9 protein-coding genes are annotated in these 17,260 nt (G+C 70.6%); 3 read left to right on the top strand and 6 right to left on the bottom strand.

Translation table 11 applies throughout. The features are described 5' to 3' along the window. Positions 1–2 precede the first annotated feature (2 nt). Genes WG898_RS22320 through WG898_RS22310 form a run of 3 tightly spaced genes read right to left on the bottom strand, consistent with a single transcriptional unit; the run spans position 3 to position 7,366 of the window. Complete coding sequence (locus WG898_RS22320; protein WP_339604990.1) at positions 3–3,164, bottom strand: ligand-binding sensor domain-containing protein; 3,162 nt, start codon at positions 3,162–3,164, stop codon at positions 3–5. A 51-nt stretch (positions 3,165–3,215) separates the two neighbouring features. Next, positions 3,216–6,341, bottom strand: a complete 3,126-nt coding sequence (locus WG898_RS22315) for a two-component regulator propeller domain-containing protein (RefSeq protein ID WP_339604989.1) — start codon at positions 6,339–6,341, stop codon at positions 3,216–3,218. 44 nt (positions 6,342–6,385) lie between these two features. Then, positions 6,386–7,366, bottom strand: coding sequence for a potassium channel beta subunit family protein (locus WG898_RS22310; RefSeq protein WP_339604988.1), 981 nt, complete (start codon positions 7,364–7,366; stop codon positions 6,386–6,388). Positions 7,367–7,468: 102 nt separating this feature from the next. On the opposite strand from WG898_RS22310, the gene WG898_RS22305 reads away from it, so the two are divergent. Further along, a complete protein-coding gene (locus tag WG898_RS22305; RefSeq protein ID WP_339604987.1) occupies positions 7,469–8,725 on the top strand; it encodes an FAD-dependent monooxygenase in 1,257 nt (418 codons plus the stop codon). A gap of 228 nt (positions 8,726–8,953) precedes the next feature. Continuing rightward, entirely contained in the window at positions 8,954–9,310 is a 357-nt protein-coding gene (locus tag WG898_RS22300) for a hypothetical protein (protein ID WP_339604986.1), read from the top strand. Positions 9,311–9,324: 14 nt separating this feature from the next. Here the strand turns inward: WG898_RS22300 and WG898_RS22295 are convergent, their stop codons facing one another. The 3 genes from WG898_RS22295 to WG898_RS22285 form a co-directional block, all read right to left on the bottom strand. Continuing rightward, the gene (locus tag WG898_RS22295) at positions 9,325–9,753 is read right to left on the bottom strand and encodes an Hsp20/alpha crystallin family protein (protein ID WP_339604985.1); all 429 of its coding nucleotides are present in this window, start codon (positions 9,751–9,753) and stop codon (positions 9,325–9,327) included. A gap of 123 nt (positions 9,754–9,876) precedes the next feature. Beyond that, positions 9,877–10,452, bottom strand: coding sequence for a D-Ala-D-Ala carboxypeptidase family metallohydrolase (locus tag WG898_RS22290; RefSeq protein WP_339604984.1), 576 nt, complete (start codon positions 10,450–10,452; stop codon positions 9,877–9,879). Positions 10,453–10,473: 21 nt separating this feature from the next. Then, positions 10,474–16,083 carry a DUF7379 domain-containing protein gene (locus WG898_RS22285; RefSeq protein WP_339604983.1) on the bottom strand — a complete coding sequence of 1,870 codons (5,610 nt, stop codon included), beginning with the start codon at positions 16,081–16,083 and terminating at the stop codon, positions 10,474–10,476. A gap of 239 nt (positions 16,084–16,322) precedes the next feature. On the opposite strand from WG898_RS22285, the gene WG898_RS22280 reads away from it, so the two are divergent. Then, positions 16,323–17,171 carry a c-type cytochrome gene (locus WG898_RS22280; protein WP_339604982.1) on the top strand — a complete coding sequence of 283 codons (849 nt, stop codon included), beginning with the start codon at positions 16,323–16,325 and terminating at the stop codon, positions 17,169–17,171. Positions 17,172–17,260: the final 89 nt, after the last annotated feature.

The following is a 17,260-nucleotide window of genomic DNA, read 5'->3' as shown; positions in this document are numbered from 1 at the left end:
CATCAGCCGGTCGCGTGCGGACCCGAGCCGGCCGTCTGCAGCGTCCCGCTGGCCAGCCATTCGGCCAGCGGACGCTGGCGCCAGGCGCGCAGCTCATCTTCCGACGCGGCACTGGCGCTCACCACGCCCAGCCAGCCGTTGCGGCCGGCGCGCTTGACGGCATAGAGCGCCGCATCTGCCACATCGACCACGCTGGACCAGTCAAGCACGCGTGCATGCTCGGGGGCGAGTGGAAAGCAGGCAAAACCCACCGAGCAGGTCTTGTGCAGCAGGCTGCCGTCGTCCAGCACGAAGGGGTGGTCGGCCACCATGGCGCGGGCGCGCTCGGCCAGTTCGGCGGCATGGCTGCGCGCGGTGGCGCGCGCCACGATCAGGAACTCCTCGCCGCCCCAGCGCACCAGGTAGTCGGCATCGCGGAACACCCCCTGCAGGCGGCCGCGCATCTGCTGCAGCACTGCGTCGCCGGCGGAATGGCCGTGCTGGTCGTTGATCTGCTTGAAGTGGTCCAGATCGACCAGGAAGAACAACAGATCGGCGTCGTCCGGCAGCGGCGCGCCATGCTGCTGGTGGCCCTCGTGGCGACGGATCGCCAGCGCCACATCGGCCTCGATGTGCTGGGCCAGGAAACGCCGGTTGCGCAGGCCGGTGAGCGGATCGGTGAGGCTGGACTCCTGCATTGCCAGTGAGAGCTGCTCCAGCGCCAAGGTACGCTCGCGCACCTTGGCCTCCAGCGCCAACTGCTGGCGCTGCAGAAAAGCGGTGCGCCATTGCACCAGGGCCATGACCAGGCTGCCCAGCAGCAGCAGGCCCAGCACGCGTGCCCACCAGGTCTGCCACCAGGCGGGCCGTACATGCACGCGCAGGCTCAGCTCCTGCGCGCTCCAGGCGCCCACGCGATTGCTGCCGCGCACCCTGAGCAGGTAGTCGCCGGGGCTCAAATTGCCATAGCTGGCGACGCGGAAGCTGGCGTCGGTGTCGACCCAACCGTCGTCCAGGCCCTGCAGCTGGTAGCGGTAGCGGTTGCGCGCCGGGTTGCTGTAGTCCAGCGCCGCAAACTCCAGGCTGAAGCCGCGCTCGCCGGGCGCCAGGGTCAGGCCTTGCGCCAGCGTGGCCAGCGGGCGGCGTTCGCCGTCCACGCGCAAGTCGGTGGCCACCAAGGGCGGCGCATAGGCCCAGCGTTTGAAGCGCCCGGGCTCTACCACCAGCAGGCCCTTGCTGCCGCCAAAGAGCAGCCGCCCATCGGCAAGCTGGGTGTAGGCGCGGAACCAGCCGGTGCCGAAATCCGCGCCATCGGCGGGGCTGAGCTCGTAATAGCTGCCGTCGGCCGGATCGAAGACGGCGCGATGGGTCCAGATGCGGCCCTGGGCGTCGGCCAGCAGATTGGCACCGAAGGCGCGCCCGCCAAAGCCATGGCGCTCGGCCACGCGCTCGAAGCTGGCGAGCCGGCCGTCCCAGGCCTGCATGCGGTGCAGGCCCGCGGCGCTGTCGACCCAGAGCCGCTGCTGCGCGTCGAGCAGCAGGCCCAGCACCGCCCGGCTGGCCAGCCCCGCTTCGGGCCTGGCGGCGATTGGCTGCAATTCGCGTGCCCCCGCCGCCACCCGATAGAGCCCGCTTTCCATGCCCACCCAGAGGCCGGCATCGGGCATTTCCACCAGCGCGTTGACATTGCCGTTGAGCGCCAGGCCGCCGGCCAGGGTAATGCGATCGAGCCGGCGTGAACGCGGATCGAGCCGGTACAGGCCGTCTTGCGTGCCCACCCAGATCGCGCCATCACGGCCGGCACGCAAGCAGCGCACCAGGCCCTTGCCAACGCTGTACACCGCCAGCATGGCGCGGCGTGGACTGAACTCGTAGACGGTGCTATCCACACCCGCCCAGATCGTGCCGTCCGGCGCCTGTGCCAGGCCGCCCACGCGCCCGTCCTGAATATGCCCGGACAGGCCGGGCTGCGGCCGGATCGCGGCAATCACACGCAGCTGCTCATCCAGCACCGCCACGCCACGCTCGTTGCTGCCGACCCAGATCTCGCCCTCGCGGGTCTGCAGCAGGCTGCGCACATCGGCGTCGCCAAAGGCGCTCGCCGGGTCGGCATCGGCGCGCCGCACCCAGAGCCCGCTCGCCGCCGGGTTGTGGCGCTGCAAGCCGCCGCCATAGCTGCCCACCCAGATCCAGCCGGCAGCGTCGCGCAGCAGCGCGCGCACATCGTTGGCTGCCAGGCCCCAGGGGCGCGCATCGTCGTGGCGCAGCCGTTTGAGCAGGGCGCCGTCCTGTACCGCGCGCAGCTCCAGGCCGGCGGCGCTGGCGACCCAGACCTCGGCGTCGTTGACTGCCGTCAGCGCATGGATCGAACCAAACTTGGCGGGGCCCGCGGGCGCGCGCGCCAGCCAGCGGCCGGCGCCGCTGACCGGATCGACGATGACCAGATCGCCCTGCTGGGTGCCGACCCAGAGGCGACCGTCGGGCGCCTCGGCCAGCATCGAGACGACCTTGCCCGCCAGCTGCTGCGGCTGCGCCGCATCCGAGAACACCGGCTCGAAACGCGCGCCCCCCGGACGCAAGCGCGCCAGCCCGTTCCAGGTGCCGACCCAGAGCTGGCCGCGCCGGTCCAGCAGCAGGCTCTGGACGCGATCATCGGGGATGGCGCCGCTGCTGCGTCTGAAATGCTGGAACGCCGCCCGGGCGGGATCGAGGCGATCCAGTCCGCCGCCTATGGTGCCGACCCAGATGCTGCCGTCGCGGTCCTGTGCCAGCGCACGCACGGTGCCGGGGGCCAGGGAGCCGGGGTTGGCGGCATCGCTGCGGTAGAAAACCCAGCGCTCGGTCGCGGGGTCGTAGAGGCCGAGGCCGTCGCTCTCGGTGCCCACCCAAAGCCGGCCATCGTGCGCCGCCAGGATGGCGCGCACGAAGCTGGTGCCGAGGAGGCGCTCGGCGTCGCCCTGAATCGCGACGCGTTTGAACTGGTAACCGTCGTAGCGCAGCAAGCCCACGCTGGTGCCCACCCAGATAAAGCCGCTGCCATCCTGGCTGAGCGTGGACACCACACCGTCCGCAATCGCACCCGCATCGACGACCGGCTCGAAACGTGGCTCGGCCAGCTGGGCCTGCTGTGCGCAGGCCTGCGCGCAGCACAGCAGCCACCACAGGAACAACAGTCGCCCAAGCATGGGCCGATATTAGCCGCGCCGCGTGTGAAAAAACCGGTGAATCCTGCGGGGTCAGTGCTTGCCCGCGCGCGGGTCCGAACCAGCCACATGCAGGCCGCCGGTCGCCACCCAATCCGGCAGTGGCAGGGCGGCCTGTTCGCGCAGGGCCTGCGCCGAAGCCGCCTGCGCGCTCACCGCGCCCAGCCAGCCATCGCGCCCGCCGCGTTTCACCATATAGAGCGCCGCATCGGCGATCTTGACGGTGCTGTTCCAGTCCAGCGCCGCCGGCAACTCGGGCGCCAAGGGGAAGCAGGCGAAGCCGAGCGAGCAGCTCATGGTCAGCAAGGCGCCGTTGTCCAGCACAAAGGGCTGCTCGCCCACCGCGCTCCAGGCACGCCGGGCCAGCTCCGCCGCATGCTCGCGCGTCGTGCCGCGCGCCAGCACCAGAAACTCCTCGCCGCCCCAGCGCACGATGTAGTCGCTTTCGCGAAACACCTGCTGCAGGCGCGCGCGCATCTGCTGCAGCACCCGATCACCGGCATCATGCCCGTGCTGGTCGTTGACCCGCTTGAAATGATCCAGGTCGATCAGAAAGAAGACCAGGCAGGGCAGCTCGGCCTGTGCCGCCGGCGTCTGGTACTGGCGCAGCACCATGGCCAGTTCCGGCTCGATGTGCTGGGCCAGAAAACGCCGGTTGCGCAAACCGGTCAAGGGATCGGTCAGGCTGGATTCTTCGAGCTCGCGACTCAGCGCCTGCAGGCTGGCGGTGCGCTCGCTGACCTTGAGTTCCAGGCGCTGCTGGGTCAGGCGCAAACGGTGGGTGCGCCATTGCACCAGCGCCCAGATCAGCACCAGCAGCAGTACCAGGGCCAGGCCCCGAAACCACCAGCCCTGCCACCAGGCGGGTTCCACACGCAGCTCGATGGCGAGTTCGTGCGGGCTCCACACGCCGCTGCGGTTGGTGGCGCGCACCCGCAGCAAGTATTTGCCAGGGCCGAGATTGCTGTAGCTGGCGCTACGCATCTCGGCGCCGGTCTGTATCCATGCCGGATCGAAACCCTGCAGCTGGTAGGCGTAGCGCAGGCGCTCGGGCGCTTCATAGTCGAGTGCCGCGAATTCCAGGCTGAAGCTGCGCTGACCGGTGCCGAGCGTCAGCCCTTGCCGGGCCAGCGGGCCGGCATGCGTGACCTCGCCATTCACGCGCAGCTCGGTCACCCGCAAGGGCGGCGCATAGCTGGAGCTGTCAAAGCTCTCGGCCCGCACCACCTGCAGGCCCTTGCTGCCGCCAAACAGCAGCCGTCCGTCGGCGAGCTTGGCGTAGGAGAAGAACCAGCCCGTGCCCAGGGCCATGCCGTCGGCCGCGCTGAGCTCGACCAGGCGATCCTGCGCGGGGTCGTACACATGCATATGCGACCAGATGCGCCCGCGCGTGTCTTCCAGCAGATTGGCGCCAAAAGGTCTGCCGGTCGCGCCATGGCGTGCGCTGATGGGCTCGAAGCGGGCGCGCTGCCCATCCCATTGGCTCATGCGATGCAGGCCGCTGACGGCGGTGTCCACCCACAGGCGCTGCTGATGATCGAACAACAGGCCCAGCACCGTCGCGTTGCCCAGCTCGGCGCCCGGCTCGGCCGGCACCGCCGAGAGCTCGGCATGCGCATGCGGCGCGCGAAACAACCCGAACATGCTGCCCAGCCAGACCGCCCCGTCCGGGCCCTGGGCGATGGCGTGGATCTCGCCCGGCAGCGGCTGCCCCTGGGTATCGGTGACGCGCTGCAAGTCCCGGGCGGCGGGCGCCAGCCGGTAGGCGCCGTCGGTGGTGCCCGCCCACAACACCCCCTCGCGGGTGACGCTCAGGCGCCGCGTTGGGCCGCCCGCATGGGGCAGGCAGCGGCGCAGCCGGCGCGCCTCGTCCAGCTGACACAGCTCGCCCTGGCGGCCCAACCAGATCGTGCCGTCGGGCGCCTGCGCCATGGCCGTGGCGCCGCGCAGCGGCAGCACATCGACGGCGGCCCAGCGCTCGTCCAGCACCGCCACCGGCCCTGCGTGCGTGGCCGCCAGCAAGCTGCCATCGCGCAGCGGCAAAAGGCTGCGCAGATCGGCCTCGGCCAGCGGGCTGTCGGCCTCGGCATCGGCGGCGCGCAACCACAGGCTGTGATTGCCGGGCTGGTGGCGCTGCAGCCCGATCCCGAAGCCTCCCACCCACACGGCACCCGCCTGATCGAGCAGCAGGCTGGTCACTTCCTGACCGGCCAGACCCAGGGGCTTGCGCGCATCGTGCCGCAGGCGCTGCAGCATGGCGCCGTACTGCGGCTCGCGCCTGTCCACCCCGGTGCCATGCCCGACCCAGACCGTGCCATCCGGCAGCTGCACCAGACCGGAGATCGCGCCCGCCCCGGCATGGGCGAGCATGCTGCCCTGGCCGGACTCGGCGTCGACCAGGGCCAGCTCGCCCTCCTGGGTGCCGACCCAGATGCGGCCATCCCTGGCCTGCATCAGGGCCGTCACCTGCCGGCCCCGCAGACCGCCCGGCCCGCCGGCCAGCACGGGCTCGAAGGCGTCCTGCCCGGGCCGCCGGCGGCTCAAGCCCGACCAACTGCCCACCCAGAGCGTGCCCTGCCGGTCCACCAGCAGGGACGATATGCGCGGCTCGGCCAGTGCCTGCGCGATGAAGAAGCGCCCGGTCGCCGGATCGAAACGGTAGAGCCCGCCCAGGCTGCCGACCCAGAGCTCGCCGCTCGGGTCCTGCGCCAGCGCATGGATGCTGGGCAGAGCCGGCAGCTTGGCACCCGCCGGCGCGCGCCGCCCATCCATGCGATGGAGCTCAACGCGCTCCTGCTGGGGGTCCAGCTCGGCCAGGCCATCGGATTCGGTGCCCAGCCACAAGCGGCCATCGCGCGCCGGCAGCATGGCGCGAATCCAGCCCAGGTTGCGCGACGCCGGGTCCGGCCCCGCGCGCTCCTGCTTGCGAAAGCGATAGCCGTCGTAGCGAACCAGGCCGTCGCCGGTACCTATCCACAGAAAGCCGTCGCGGTCTTGCGCCATCGAGGCCACCACGCCGCGCGGTATCGCCGCGGCGCCCACTGTCTCGAAGCGCGGCTCCAGCTCGGGAGCCGGCCAGCTGCGCGCCATGGCCTGACCCGACAACTGCAGGCCCAGCAACAGCGCCGCCCACAGCAACACACTGCGTATCAAATGCATGCCGGCATGCTAGCCAGCGCCGGCCCGAGGCCGCCACATGGTATCTACTTGGCCAGCGGCTTGGTAACGGCGTCGATGCGCGCCAGCACCTCGGGCGTCAGCTTGGGCGCCAGCGCCAGCGCGCCCAGATTGTCCTGCAGCTGGGCCAGCTTGCTGGCGCCCAGGATCACGGTGGAGACATGTGGGTTGTGATTGGCCCAGGCGATCGCCAGCTGCGCCACATTGCCGCCCAGCTCGGCCGCCAGCTTCTCCAGCTCAGCCACCGCGGCGTTGCGGGCGGCGTCCTGCAGCTGCTCGCGCATCCAGGCCATGTTCTCGAGCGCGCCGCGGCTGCCCTCGGGAATGCCGGCCTTGTACTTGCCGGTCAAAAGGCCCGAGGCCAGCGGGCTCCAGGTGGTCAGGCCCAGGCCCAGGTCCTCGTAAAGGCGCGCGTACTCCTGTTCGACGCGCTGGCGGTGGAACAGGTGGTACTGCGGCTGCTCCATCACCGGCTTGTGCAGATGGTGGCGCTCGGCAATCTCCCAGGCGGCGCGGATCTCGGCGGCCGACCATTCGCTGGTGCCCCAGTAGAGCGCCTTGCCCTGGGTGATCATGTCGCTCATGGCGCGCACCGTCTCCTCGATCGGCGTGTGCGGATCGGGGCGGTGGCAGTAGACCAGGTCGATGAAGTCCAGGCCCAGGCGCGCCAGCGAGCCGTCGATCGCCTGCATCAGGTATTTGCGGTTGAGCGTGTCCTTGGCATTGACGGTATTGGCCTCGCGGCTGATGCCCCAGAAGAACTTGGTCGAGACGATGTAGGACAGGCGCGGCCATTTCAGCGCCTTGAAGGCCTCGCCCATCACCACCTCGCTCCTGCCCATGGCATAGACCTCGGCGTTGTCGAAGAAGTTCACGCCGGCATCGAAGGCGGCGGCCAGCATCTCGGTGGCAGCCTTGGTATCGACCTGGTTGTGGTAGGTGACCCAGGAGCCCAGCGAGAGCTCGGAGACTTTCAGGCCGCTGCGGCCCAGGCGACGGTATTGCATGTGATGGACTCCTATCGGGAAGGGCCCGAGCGTAGCGGACTCCGGCCGCTATAGTGAGCGGCGCACGGCAAAGCCCGCCGCCGTACCCAGCATTCATACGCTATGCGCACCATGCCCACCCCCAGCAGCACCACGCCCACCCGCATCAGCATTGCCGTGGTGGGCGCCGGGCCGGCCGGCCTTGCCCTGGCCCTGCTGGCGGCCCAGCTGCTGCCCGAGGCGGCCATCAGCCTGTTCGACGCCAGGCCGCTGGAGCGCGACATCTCGGGCGACCCGCGCACCCTGGCGCTCTCGCTGGGCAGCCTGCAGCTGCTGCAGCGCCTGGGCTGTTGGCAGGCAGGGCAGGCGTCCCACGCCCAGCCCATCCTGCAGGTGCAGGTGAGCCAGGCCCCGCCCACGCTCAGCCACCCCTGGCTGTTCGGCGCCGGCGGCCAGCCCGAGGTCAGGATCAGCGCGCGCGAGCAGGGCGTGGAACAGCTCGGCGCGGTGCTCGGCTATGGCCAACTGGTGGCACCGCTGCAAACGGCCTGGTTGCGCGCCTGCGAGCACGCACCGCAGCGCCTGTTTGCGCGCTTCGGCCAGGGCGTGAGCGCGCTCAAGCCGGTGGCGTCTGGCGTGGAGCTCGATGCCGGCGATGCCCATCTGGCCGAGCGTTTCAACCTCGCCGTGGTGGCCGAGGGCGGCGTGTTTGCCGAACAGGCGCGCAAGGCGGTGGCGCGCGATTACGAACAGAACGCCTGGGTCGGCACGGTGGCGCTGGACCCGAGCGCGCCGCTCGGCGTGGCCTACGAGCGCTTCACCCGCAACGGTCCCTTGGCCCTGCTGCCGCTGCCCGAGTTTGAGGGCCAGCGCCGCGCCGCGCTGGTGTGGTGCCTGCCGCAGGCCGAGGACGAGATCGGCGCGCTCAACGACGCGCAGCGCCTGGCCGTGCTCAACACCCTGCTGCCGCCCGGCCTGCCGCCGCTGCGCGGCATCATCGGCGCGCTGAAGTGCTTTCCGCTCGGCCTGAACGCCGAGCGCAGCCTGGTGGATGGGCGCCTGATCCGCATCGGCAATGCCGCCCAGACCCTGCACCCGGTGGCCGGCCAGGGGCTCAACCTGGGCCTGCGCGATGCCTTTGCGCTGGTGCAGGCACTGCGCAATGCCGACGGCGACATCGACGCGGCCCTGCGCCGCGTGGAATGGCAGCGTGCCCCGGACCGCTGGAGCATGATTGCCGCCACCGATTTCCTCGCGCGCAGCTTCGCCTGGCGCTGGCCCGGCCTGCCCGCCGCCCGGGGCCTCGCCCTGGCCGCCCTGCAGGCCGCCCCACCACTGAAGCGCGCCCTCGCCCGGCAAATGATGTTTGGAAGGCGCTGAGGCTGGACCGAGGAGGGTCCCTGCGGACCCTCCGACGCCAGCCGAAGGGCTTGGCGCGTCCTGCGCGACAAACGCGGTCGGCACGACTGAGGCTGGACCGCGAGGATGGTCCCTGTGCCCCAAGCAGGCACAATCCGCCCCTTGCCCCGGCCGGTCCGCCCATGGACCCGCCTGCTTTCATCCCCTTCTCTTCGTGGGCTCAGGAAGATCCGTCGAATGAACCCACCCATGCCAGCCGAAACCTTCGCCCCGCAGGACCACGCCGCCTTGCTTGCCACCGTGATCGGCGCGCTCAGCACGCGCAGCGTGCACCATTTCGCCGCCGAGGCGCGGCTGGACGGCGAGAGCCTGCAACAGGCGGTAGAGCGCTACGAGATCGATTACGCCTGGCATGTGCTCGGTTCGGCGCGCCTGCGCGAGGCCACCGTGGCCAGGCTGGAGCACAGGCTCCGGCAGCCGGCCAGCGCCGCGCAGCAGCGCTGCATTGCCGAGGTGCTGCACGCCGCCGCCAGCGCGCAGGATCCCGAGCTGCTGATGAGCTATGACAACGACGTGGCCGAGCAACTGGCCGCAGCGCTGGGCTGAGCGCGCTTACCGGCTCAATCGATCTTCAGCTGGCGGCTGCCCGTGCCCTGCTTCTTCGGCAGGCTGAGCGTCAGGATGCCGTTCTCGTACCTGGCGCTGGCATGGCCTTCGTCGACCTCGGTGCCGAGCTGGAAGCTGCGCGATACGGTGCCGAAATAGCGCTCTTCGCGCAGCGACTTCTCGTCGCGGCTGCGCGCGTCGAACTGCTTCACCTCGGCGCTGACGGTCACCATATTGCCGTCCACGGCCACCTTGATGTCGTTCTTGTTCACGCCGGGCAGTTCGGCATGCACGGTGAAGAGTTCGGGCGACTCCTTGACGTCGATCTTGATCTTGTCGGGCGAGGGCAGCGGGTCGCCGTGCAGGGGTCGGACGTAGAAGCCAGTGTTGATGTCGCGGAGCAGGTCATCGAACAGATGGCTGCGGGTGATCAGGGAGCTCATGATGTCCTCCTTCAACGAACGCTGAATATGCGTGGCAGCCGGATGGCTACATGAGAATTTTTGGCGCCGGGGCGCCCGGCATCAAGGCCTCAAACGCGGCTGTTTGAGCAGGCGCAACATGACTCAGGCCTGCGCTTGCAGGCCTTGCACATAGACCAGCCGGTCGCTCGCCGCATCGACCACATAGCTGAGCAGCTGGCGCCGGTTCTTGCTGCCCGTGCCGGACGGCAGCAGCGAGATATGCACCCAGCCCGAGTTGGGCCCTTGGCGCGGGTCGTAGCACTCGCAGATGATCTGGTCGTAGTCGGGCAGCTGGGTGCTCGCCCAGCGCGCCAGCTCCAGCGTGGCCATGCCGGCGATCTCGACATCGCAGGCGCGGCCCTCGCAGTGCTGGCTGGTCGAGATCCAGCTGGCCGGGCGGTCCTTCAGCAGGCGCTCGAGCGCCTGGCTGCGGTAGACGCTGTTGGGCGTGAAGCGGCCGAAGCGGTCGCGTATCGGCTGCAGCACCTCACGCGCCAGGTGCACGGCGCTGCGCAGGGTCGCGTCGTCGTGGATGGCGTTGTCGATGCCGCGGCGCGCCGCCAGCTCGGAGACGCTGAGTTCGTAGAGCCGGAAGTTGGGCGCGATCAGGTCCTCGGGATGCACCGTGGCGCAGCGAAGCTGGGCCAGCGCCGTCTTGCTGAGATCTTGTCCTGCCATGATGAGTAGGCCTCCCTGCGGTCAAACGGCGCGCCGCATCGTCTGCAGCGCTTCGTGCACGGCCAGGTCCCAGGGCGCGCGCCGCTCGCCGGTGAGTTCGATCAGAAAGTCCAGATGCTCCTGGATCGTGGCGGCCTCGCGCAGGCTGGCGCCGCGCGCCAGCGCGGCCTCGTAGTGCGCGGTGGCGGCCCGCGCCAGCGCCGCGCAGCGCTCGGCGTCGCGCGCCGCCAGCAGCAGCTGCACCACCGCCAGGTGGCCCAGCGCGCATTCGCCCCAGAAGCTGGGCGAGGCCTCCTGCTGGGCCCGCGCCGCGCTGGCCTGCTGCTCGCACTGGGTGTCGAGTGCGGCATGCCAGTCGCCGCGCGCATAGGCTGGATCAATGCTCTCCAGCAGCAGGCAGGCGACGGCCCAGTTGCAGAAGGCATAGGCGTCGGGCTTGGCGTCGAAGGCCTGGCGGTAGTAGGCGGCCATATTGAGCAGGGCCTCGCTGCGGGCGCGCTCGCTCTGCACCCAGGCCAGGCGCTGGCAGGCGCTGCCCATCAGCCTGAGACGCTCGGAAGTCGAGGCGCGCGCATTGATGACATCGAGCTCGCGCAGCGCCTGCTCGATGCGTGCGGCCAGCGCGTGGCGCTGCCCTGCCAGCTCTGGCGCCTGTGCGGTGCCCGCACGCTGCCGCAACGCCACCCATTCGAGTGCCGCCAGGCTAACGCGGTAGTTTGTTGCCTGTTCGGCCGCGCGCACCGGGCATTCGCCCTGCTCGGAGGCCAGCGCCTTGTCCAGCCAGACGAGCGCCTCCTCGAACAGCTTGGCCTCGCCATAGGCAAAGCCCAGCGCGGCGCAGACATCGGCGCGCGCCAGCCAGTCTTCTTCGCCCTGGCACTCGGGCTGCGCGCGCGTGGGCATGCGCTTGAGCAGGGCGTCGATGCGGGCGCGCAGCTGGGCCTGCAGGGCCGTCTCGTCGCAGTCCTTTTCCTTGGACTGCATGCGCGTGTCCTCGGCACGGTTGCGCAGTTCGATCACCAGCTCGGCGGCCGAGCACAGGGGCGGTTTGGCGGCGCGCTCGGCCTCGCCGTCCTCGCGCACCAGGCGGTAGCCCGGGTCGCCATAGCATTGGTAGGCGCCCCAGGTGTTGGCGCCGGGGTGGCGTTCCCAGGCGGCGCGGCGCGCTTCCAGCACCGCCTGGCCGAAGGTCTTGCCCACCAGCATGGCGCCGTAAAAGGTCTTGGCAAAGGTGAGGGCGGCGGCATCGTCCACCGCCCAGCCGGCGCAGATCACCGCGCGCACCCCCATGCGTATGAAGCCCACGCCCAGGTTGGCGGCCAGCAGGTTCTGCCCGCCCAGCGTGCCGCCGGTCTTGCCCAGCTTGCAGCAGTTGACGAACACCAGCTCGGGCACATAACGCATCTGCTCCACGTCGCCAGGGGTCAGAAATATCCCCTTGCCTATCACCATGCCCGAGCACTTCCTGCCCTGAAATTCGAACTCATGCTCGCCATGGCCGGCCAGGTGCAGCACGCGCAGCGGCTTGCTGTGCAGGCCGGTGAGGATGCTGGCGGCCTGCGCGTCGATGCTGGCCGTGACGTCGTAGCCGCTTTGCGCAAACAGCAGGCGCACCTGCTCGGCCTCCTGGCGCGCACCGGGCAGATCTGCAAAGCCGTCCCAGCCCTCCAGATCGGGGTTGCCGACCACGAACACGCTGTTCTGGAAGGCGTGGTTGGGCTGGGCGCGGAACTGCTCGGTCTTGAGCTGGCGCACCATGCCGCTGACCACCGCCGGCGGCCGGCCCAGATGGCTCCAGCGGTCTTCCAGCAGCTCCCAGGGGAAGCGCGCCGAGGCCTCGTCCAGCAGCAGCACCATGGCGCGCTGATCGGGTGCGCTCTCCTTTAAACGGTTGGGCAGCAGCATCTCGAACAGGGTCTTGGAGACCTCGCTGTTGTTGCCGGCGCTGCCGCAGGCCTGGGCGATGAAACCGTCGGCCAGGCGCAGCTGACCGAAGGCCAGGATGGCCTCGGCGCGCGCGCGGTCGCCGGTGACGACGAAACGCAGCCGGTCGGCCTTGCGATCCTCGGTGATCTCGATGCGCTGCCACCAGCTCTGGTCGGCGTCGAAGCGGCTGCGCTGCAGCCCGCCTTCGCCCGGCTCGACCACCGCGCAGGGCCAGTTCAGCTTGGGGCCCAGATCGGCGCTCGCCAACAGCCGCGCCAGGTCCCTGGCGGCACCGATGGCGAGGTCCTGATAGAGCTCGACGAACTCCACCCCGTCGATCAGCACCTGCTGGTCCAGGCGCGCGTCCTCGAGCTTGCGGTTGGCGGCGAGCGCGCCGCGCAACACCGCTTCCATCGACTCCTGCGCGCTCAGGCTGGCGGCGCCGGTGCCCACCAGCAGGCTGCTGAGGCTGGCGCTGAGGCGGCCGTCGCGCTCGCGATCGCGTGGCGCACCCTGGCGCGCCAGCGCATCGCGTTGCAGCAGCTGCAGCGCATAGTCCAGCAGCAGGTCGCGCACGCCGGCCTCCAGCCGGCCGGGCGAGAGTTCGCCCACCTGGCCCAGCCCGACCACCAGCGCACCGCTGGGCGAGCGTGCGGCGATCTCGTTGAAGAACACCGCATGGCTGCCCGCGGCGCCCGGGTAGAGGCCCAGCTCGCGCTTGCGCGTGAGCGGGCCCAGCGCCTGGCGGCCGCGCAGGCGCTGGTCCAGCGAGGCCTCGGCGTTGACGATGGTGTCGTCCTGGTAATGGCCCACCAGCACCGGATGACGCGCATAGCGCAGGTCGCCATGGCGCAGGCTGACGCGCAGGCGCGCACTCTGCGGCAGCGCCCCGGCGGCGCGCCGGCGTGCGCGCGTGCCGCCAAAGCCCAGGCCGCGCAGCGCCGCGGCATCGGGCAGTTCGTCGAACACCGGCAGCTCGGGCAGTGTGAAAAAGCGTTCGGCCTCGGCGCCGGCGCCACGCGCGCGCGCCGGCGGCGTGCTGGGGAGCTGGTCGGTGGTGCCGCTCAGCAGCAGGTCCACATAGCCGCGGAAGATGCTGCGATCGTCGGCATTGCTGCAGAGCTGGTCGTGGCCGGTGTCGGGCGCGTAGAAGGTGCGCACATCCTTGAGCCGCCCCGAGGCCCAGGGCACGGTGCCGTCGCCCTCGCTGCTGGCAATCCAGCGCAGCTTCTTGCGGCCAAAGCCCCAGGCCTCGTCCTCGATCTCATGGCCGACCACGGTGGCGCTCTGGCAGCCCGCCACATAAATCATGTGCTCGGGGTCGATGGCGGCGTCGCGCAGCAGCTTCCAGGTGGCGGCAGCCTGGCGCAGCACGCCGTCCTCGATCGGCGTCCAGCTGGCGTTGAGCTCCTTCCTGAGCGCCTTCCAGGTGGCGGCCTGGGCCCAGGGGTTGGGCTCCTGGTCCCAGGGCAGCAGCTCGGCCAGGCCAGGGAAGCGCCGCACGATGTCGATCACGCCGTCGGCGCCGCGCGTCAGGTCCAGCAGGATCAGCTTGGCCTGGGTGGGGTTGTGGCCGGTGAGCCAGCGCACCGCCTCGTGCGAGCCGCGGTTGGGCGTGCCCAGCATCAGCAGGCGGCTGGCCGGCAGCGCGCACAGGCGGCGCCAGGCCGCGGCGCCGGCGCCGCCATCGGCAATCATGGCGCGCGCCACCAGGCCGCCCATCGAATGCGCGACGATGTGCACCGGCTGATGGCTGCGCTCGGCATCGGGCAGCACCGCCTCGAGCTTGGCGGCGAGGCGCTGCGCGGCCTCGCGCACCGAGAGCCGCCAGTCATAGGGCAGGATCTCGACGCGGTGGCTGCGCGTCAGATGCTCCAGCAAGGGGCCGTAGAAATCGCCCAGCAGGTCCACCGCCTCGACATCGCCGGCCTCGATGCCGATCTCGCCCAGGCCGCCCTTCAGCAGCGGCCAGTATTCGAGCCAGATCGGATCGCCGCGGGACTTGAGCGCGCTGCCCATGGTGCCGGGCACGACGATGGCGATGGGCCGCGGCGTGCTGGCCGCACGGCTGGCGCTGACCGCCTTCCACCAGCTCGGCGCCGCGGGCTTTTCCGTAGTCTCGGCGATGGGCAGGAAGCCGGCATCGCTGCCGTCCTGGCGCGCCAGCGCGGCGGCCAGCCAGTCGATCGAGAGCTTGTTGCGGAAGTAGTTGAAATGCGAGACCTGCTCGCCCTGGTCGCGGCGATAGCGTGCGCCGCCCGCGGGCCGCGCGATGCCGCCCAGCATCGACGAGGTGTTGACCACCAGGTCGTGGTCGGCGGCGTAGAACCAGTCGAGCGCCAGCAGCTTGAGCTGGCCCAGCAGACCCCGGCCCTCGATGTCGCCGGCGATCACGCTGAGGTCGGCGCTGGTCGTGAGCCCGGGTGTGTGCAGCAGGCGGGTCAGCGCCGAGCCCGGCATCATCGCCTCCAGGCCGGGCAGGGTACGCGGGTCGGTGCGTTCCTTCACCACCGCCAGAAGGAAGTCCATCGCATCGCCGAACAGGCCGCCGGGCACGACCCGGCCCAGCACCGCGTCGAGGACGCTCAACCAGCGGTCCAGGCGCCCGGAGGCCAGCGTGGTGCCGCGCGCCGGGCAGGCCACGCGTGCAAAGCGCAGCACGCGGATGCGGCGCTCGTCCAGCAGCGCCAGCAGCTCGGCCAGCAGCCGGCTGTCCTCCTGGTAGCCGCCGCTGCGCAGCTGGGCGGCCTCGCCAAGCAGGGCGCCCAGCCCCAGTTGCTCGGCGGCGGTGCCGTCCTGCGCGAACAGGCGGTCCAGCAGGGCGCTGTTGAGCGGGTCGTCGGCGCGCGCGCGCTGGCCCAGGGTCAGCAGCTCGCCCACCAGGCCACCGCGCGAATGCGAGACCAGATGCAGCTGCGCCCCGACCGGCAGCTGCTTGACCAGCTCGAGCGCATTGCGTATCGGGCTCTCGCTGAGGGTGCGGTGCTCCCAGGCATAGACCTCCTGGCCGTAGCGCTGCGCGATCTGCTGGCGCAGCGCCGCGGCGGCGTGGCCGCTCTCGTCGGCCGCGGCGGTGGTGGAGGTGGCGGCCAGCGCCGCATAGCTGCCGGCAAAGCTGGACATGGTGCCGTGCAGGAACAGCAGCACCGGTTGGTCGCTCCTGATGCTGCTGCTGCCATCGGCCAGCGCGCTCATGGCCAGCTGCGGTGCCAGCGCGACGCGGTAGAGCCCGGGCTCGTTGCCGAGCTGCCTGCGCTCGAAGGCCAGGCCGATGCTGCGTGCGCTGGCGCCGGCCAGGTCGATGCCGATGAAGTCCAGCGCCTTGATGCCCAGGCTCAGCAGGCCGCGCTCGCCGCTGGGCTGGATGTCGTCGCGGCAGGCGCCGATGCGGGCGCTGGCGTCAAGCTCCCAGGCCGCGCCGCCATCGCCACGCTGGGCGCTCTTGCGGCCGCGCTCGCGCAGCAGGTCGTCGGCGCGCAGCCACATCACCAGGCCGTTCTCGTATTCGACCCGCACCACCTCGTCGCTCTGCACGTTCAGGGTGCTGGCCGCCAGCCCGGCATCGCGCGAGGCGCTGAGCGGCCGCACGCGGCGCGGCGTGCCGCTGATGCGGACCTGGCTGGTGAGCAGGGTGGTGGGGGTCAGGCCCTCGCTGGCCACGCGCAGGGCGATGGTGGCGGGGGCCGGGGTGGGGATGCTGGCCATGGCGTGGTCCTTGTCGGGCGGGACGGTTCCTTCTAGGCGTCCAAGGCAGCATGGGGGCAAAACCTGACCCGGACAAGCATGCACGCCCTACGCCTTAGGGATGGGCGCCGGCGCCCGGCCGTCACCTGCAAGAGCGACGCGCGGCACTTGCTTGCTGCCGGCCGGCTCGCACAATGCGCGCTTGATCCACGTCAGGCGCCCCTGTCCAGGTGCCGCGCGGGTTCAGGAGGTGTTCTTCCATGCGCCCAGCCATGATGAGCTTCAGCGTGCTTGCACTCTTGACCCTGGCCGCCCAGGCCCAGCCCGCGCTGGAGCGCGGCAAATACCTGATGGAGGGCATCGTCGCCTGTGGCAACTGCCACCTCGCGCGCGGGCCGCAGGGTCAGCCGCTGTTCGACAAAGGTCTCTCGGGCGGCATGCCCTTCGACGAGCCGGTGTTCATGGCCTATGCCGCCAACATCACACCCGACAAGGCCACCGGCATCGGCGGCTGGACCGACGCCCAGCTCGCCAAGGCGATACGCGAGGGCGTGCGCCCGGACGGCCGCCTGATCGGCCCGCCGATGCCGATCGAGTTCTACCGCCATCTCTCGGATGCCGACCTCGCCGCGCTGATTGCCTATCTGCGCGCGCAGCCGGCGGTGCGCAATGCGGTGCCCAAGTCCAGCTACAAGATGGCGCTGCCGCCCAGCTACGGCCCGCCGCTGCAAAGCGTGCAGGCGCCGCCGGCGAGCGACAGGCTCAGGGTCGGCGAATACCTGGCCAATATCGGCCATTGCATGGACTGCCACACCGCGCGCGACGAGCGCGGCATGCCGCTGCCCGGCAGGGTCGGCGCAGGTGGCATGGAGTTCAAGGGGCCCTGGGGCATCAGCGTGGCGCGCAACCTGACCTCGCATGAGAGCGGCCTCAAGAGCTGGAGCGATGCGCAGATCGGCAGGGCGATACGCGAGGGCCTGGACCGCCAGGGCCAGCCCTACAAGCCGCCGATGGCGTTCCCCTTCTACAAGAACATCAACGACGCCGACCTGGCGGCGCTGATCGCCTATCTGCGCACGCTGCCGCCGGTGGCAACGGCAGCGAAGTGATCCTTATGCCTTCCTGATGCGCTTGGCGCGACAAACGCGTACCGGGCCAGCTTGTTCACAAGGCCCGGCGACGTGAACAACGCATCAGG

It is taken from the genome of Paucibacter soli (assembly GCF_037482845.1).
Classification (GTDB): Bacteria; Pseudomonadota; Gammaproteobacteria; order Burkholderiales; family Burkholderiaceae_C; genus Paucibacter_B; species Paucibacter_B soli.
Note: the sequence above shows the minus strand (reverse complement) of the source record. Positions and strands in the feature narration are given on the sequence as shown.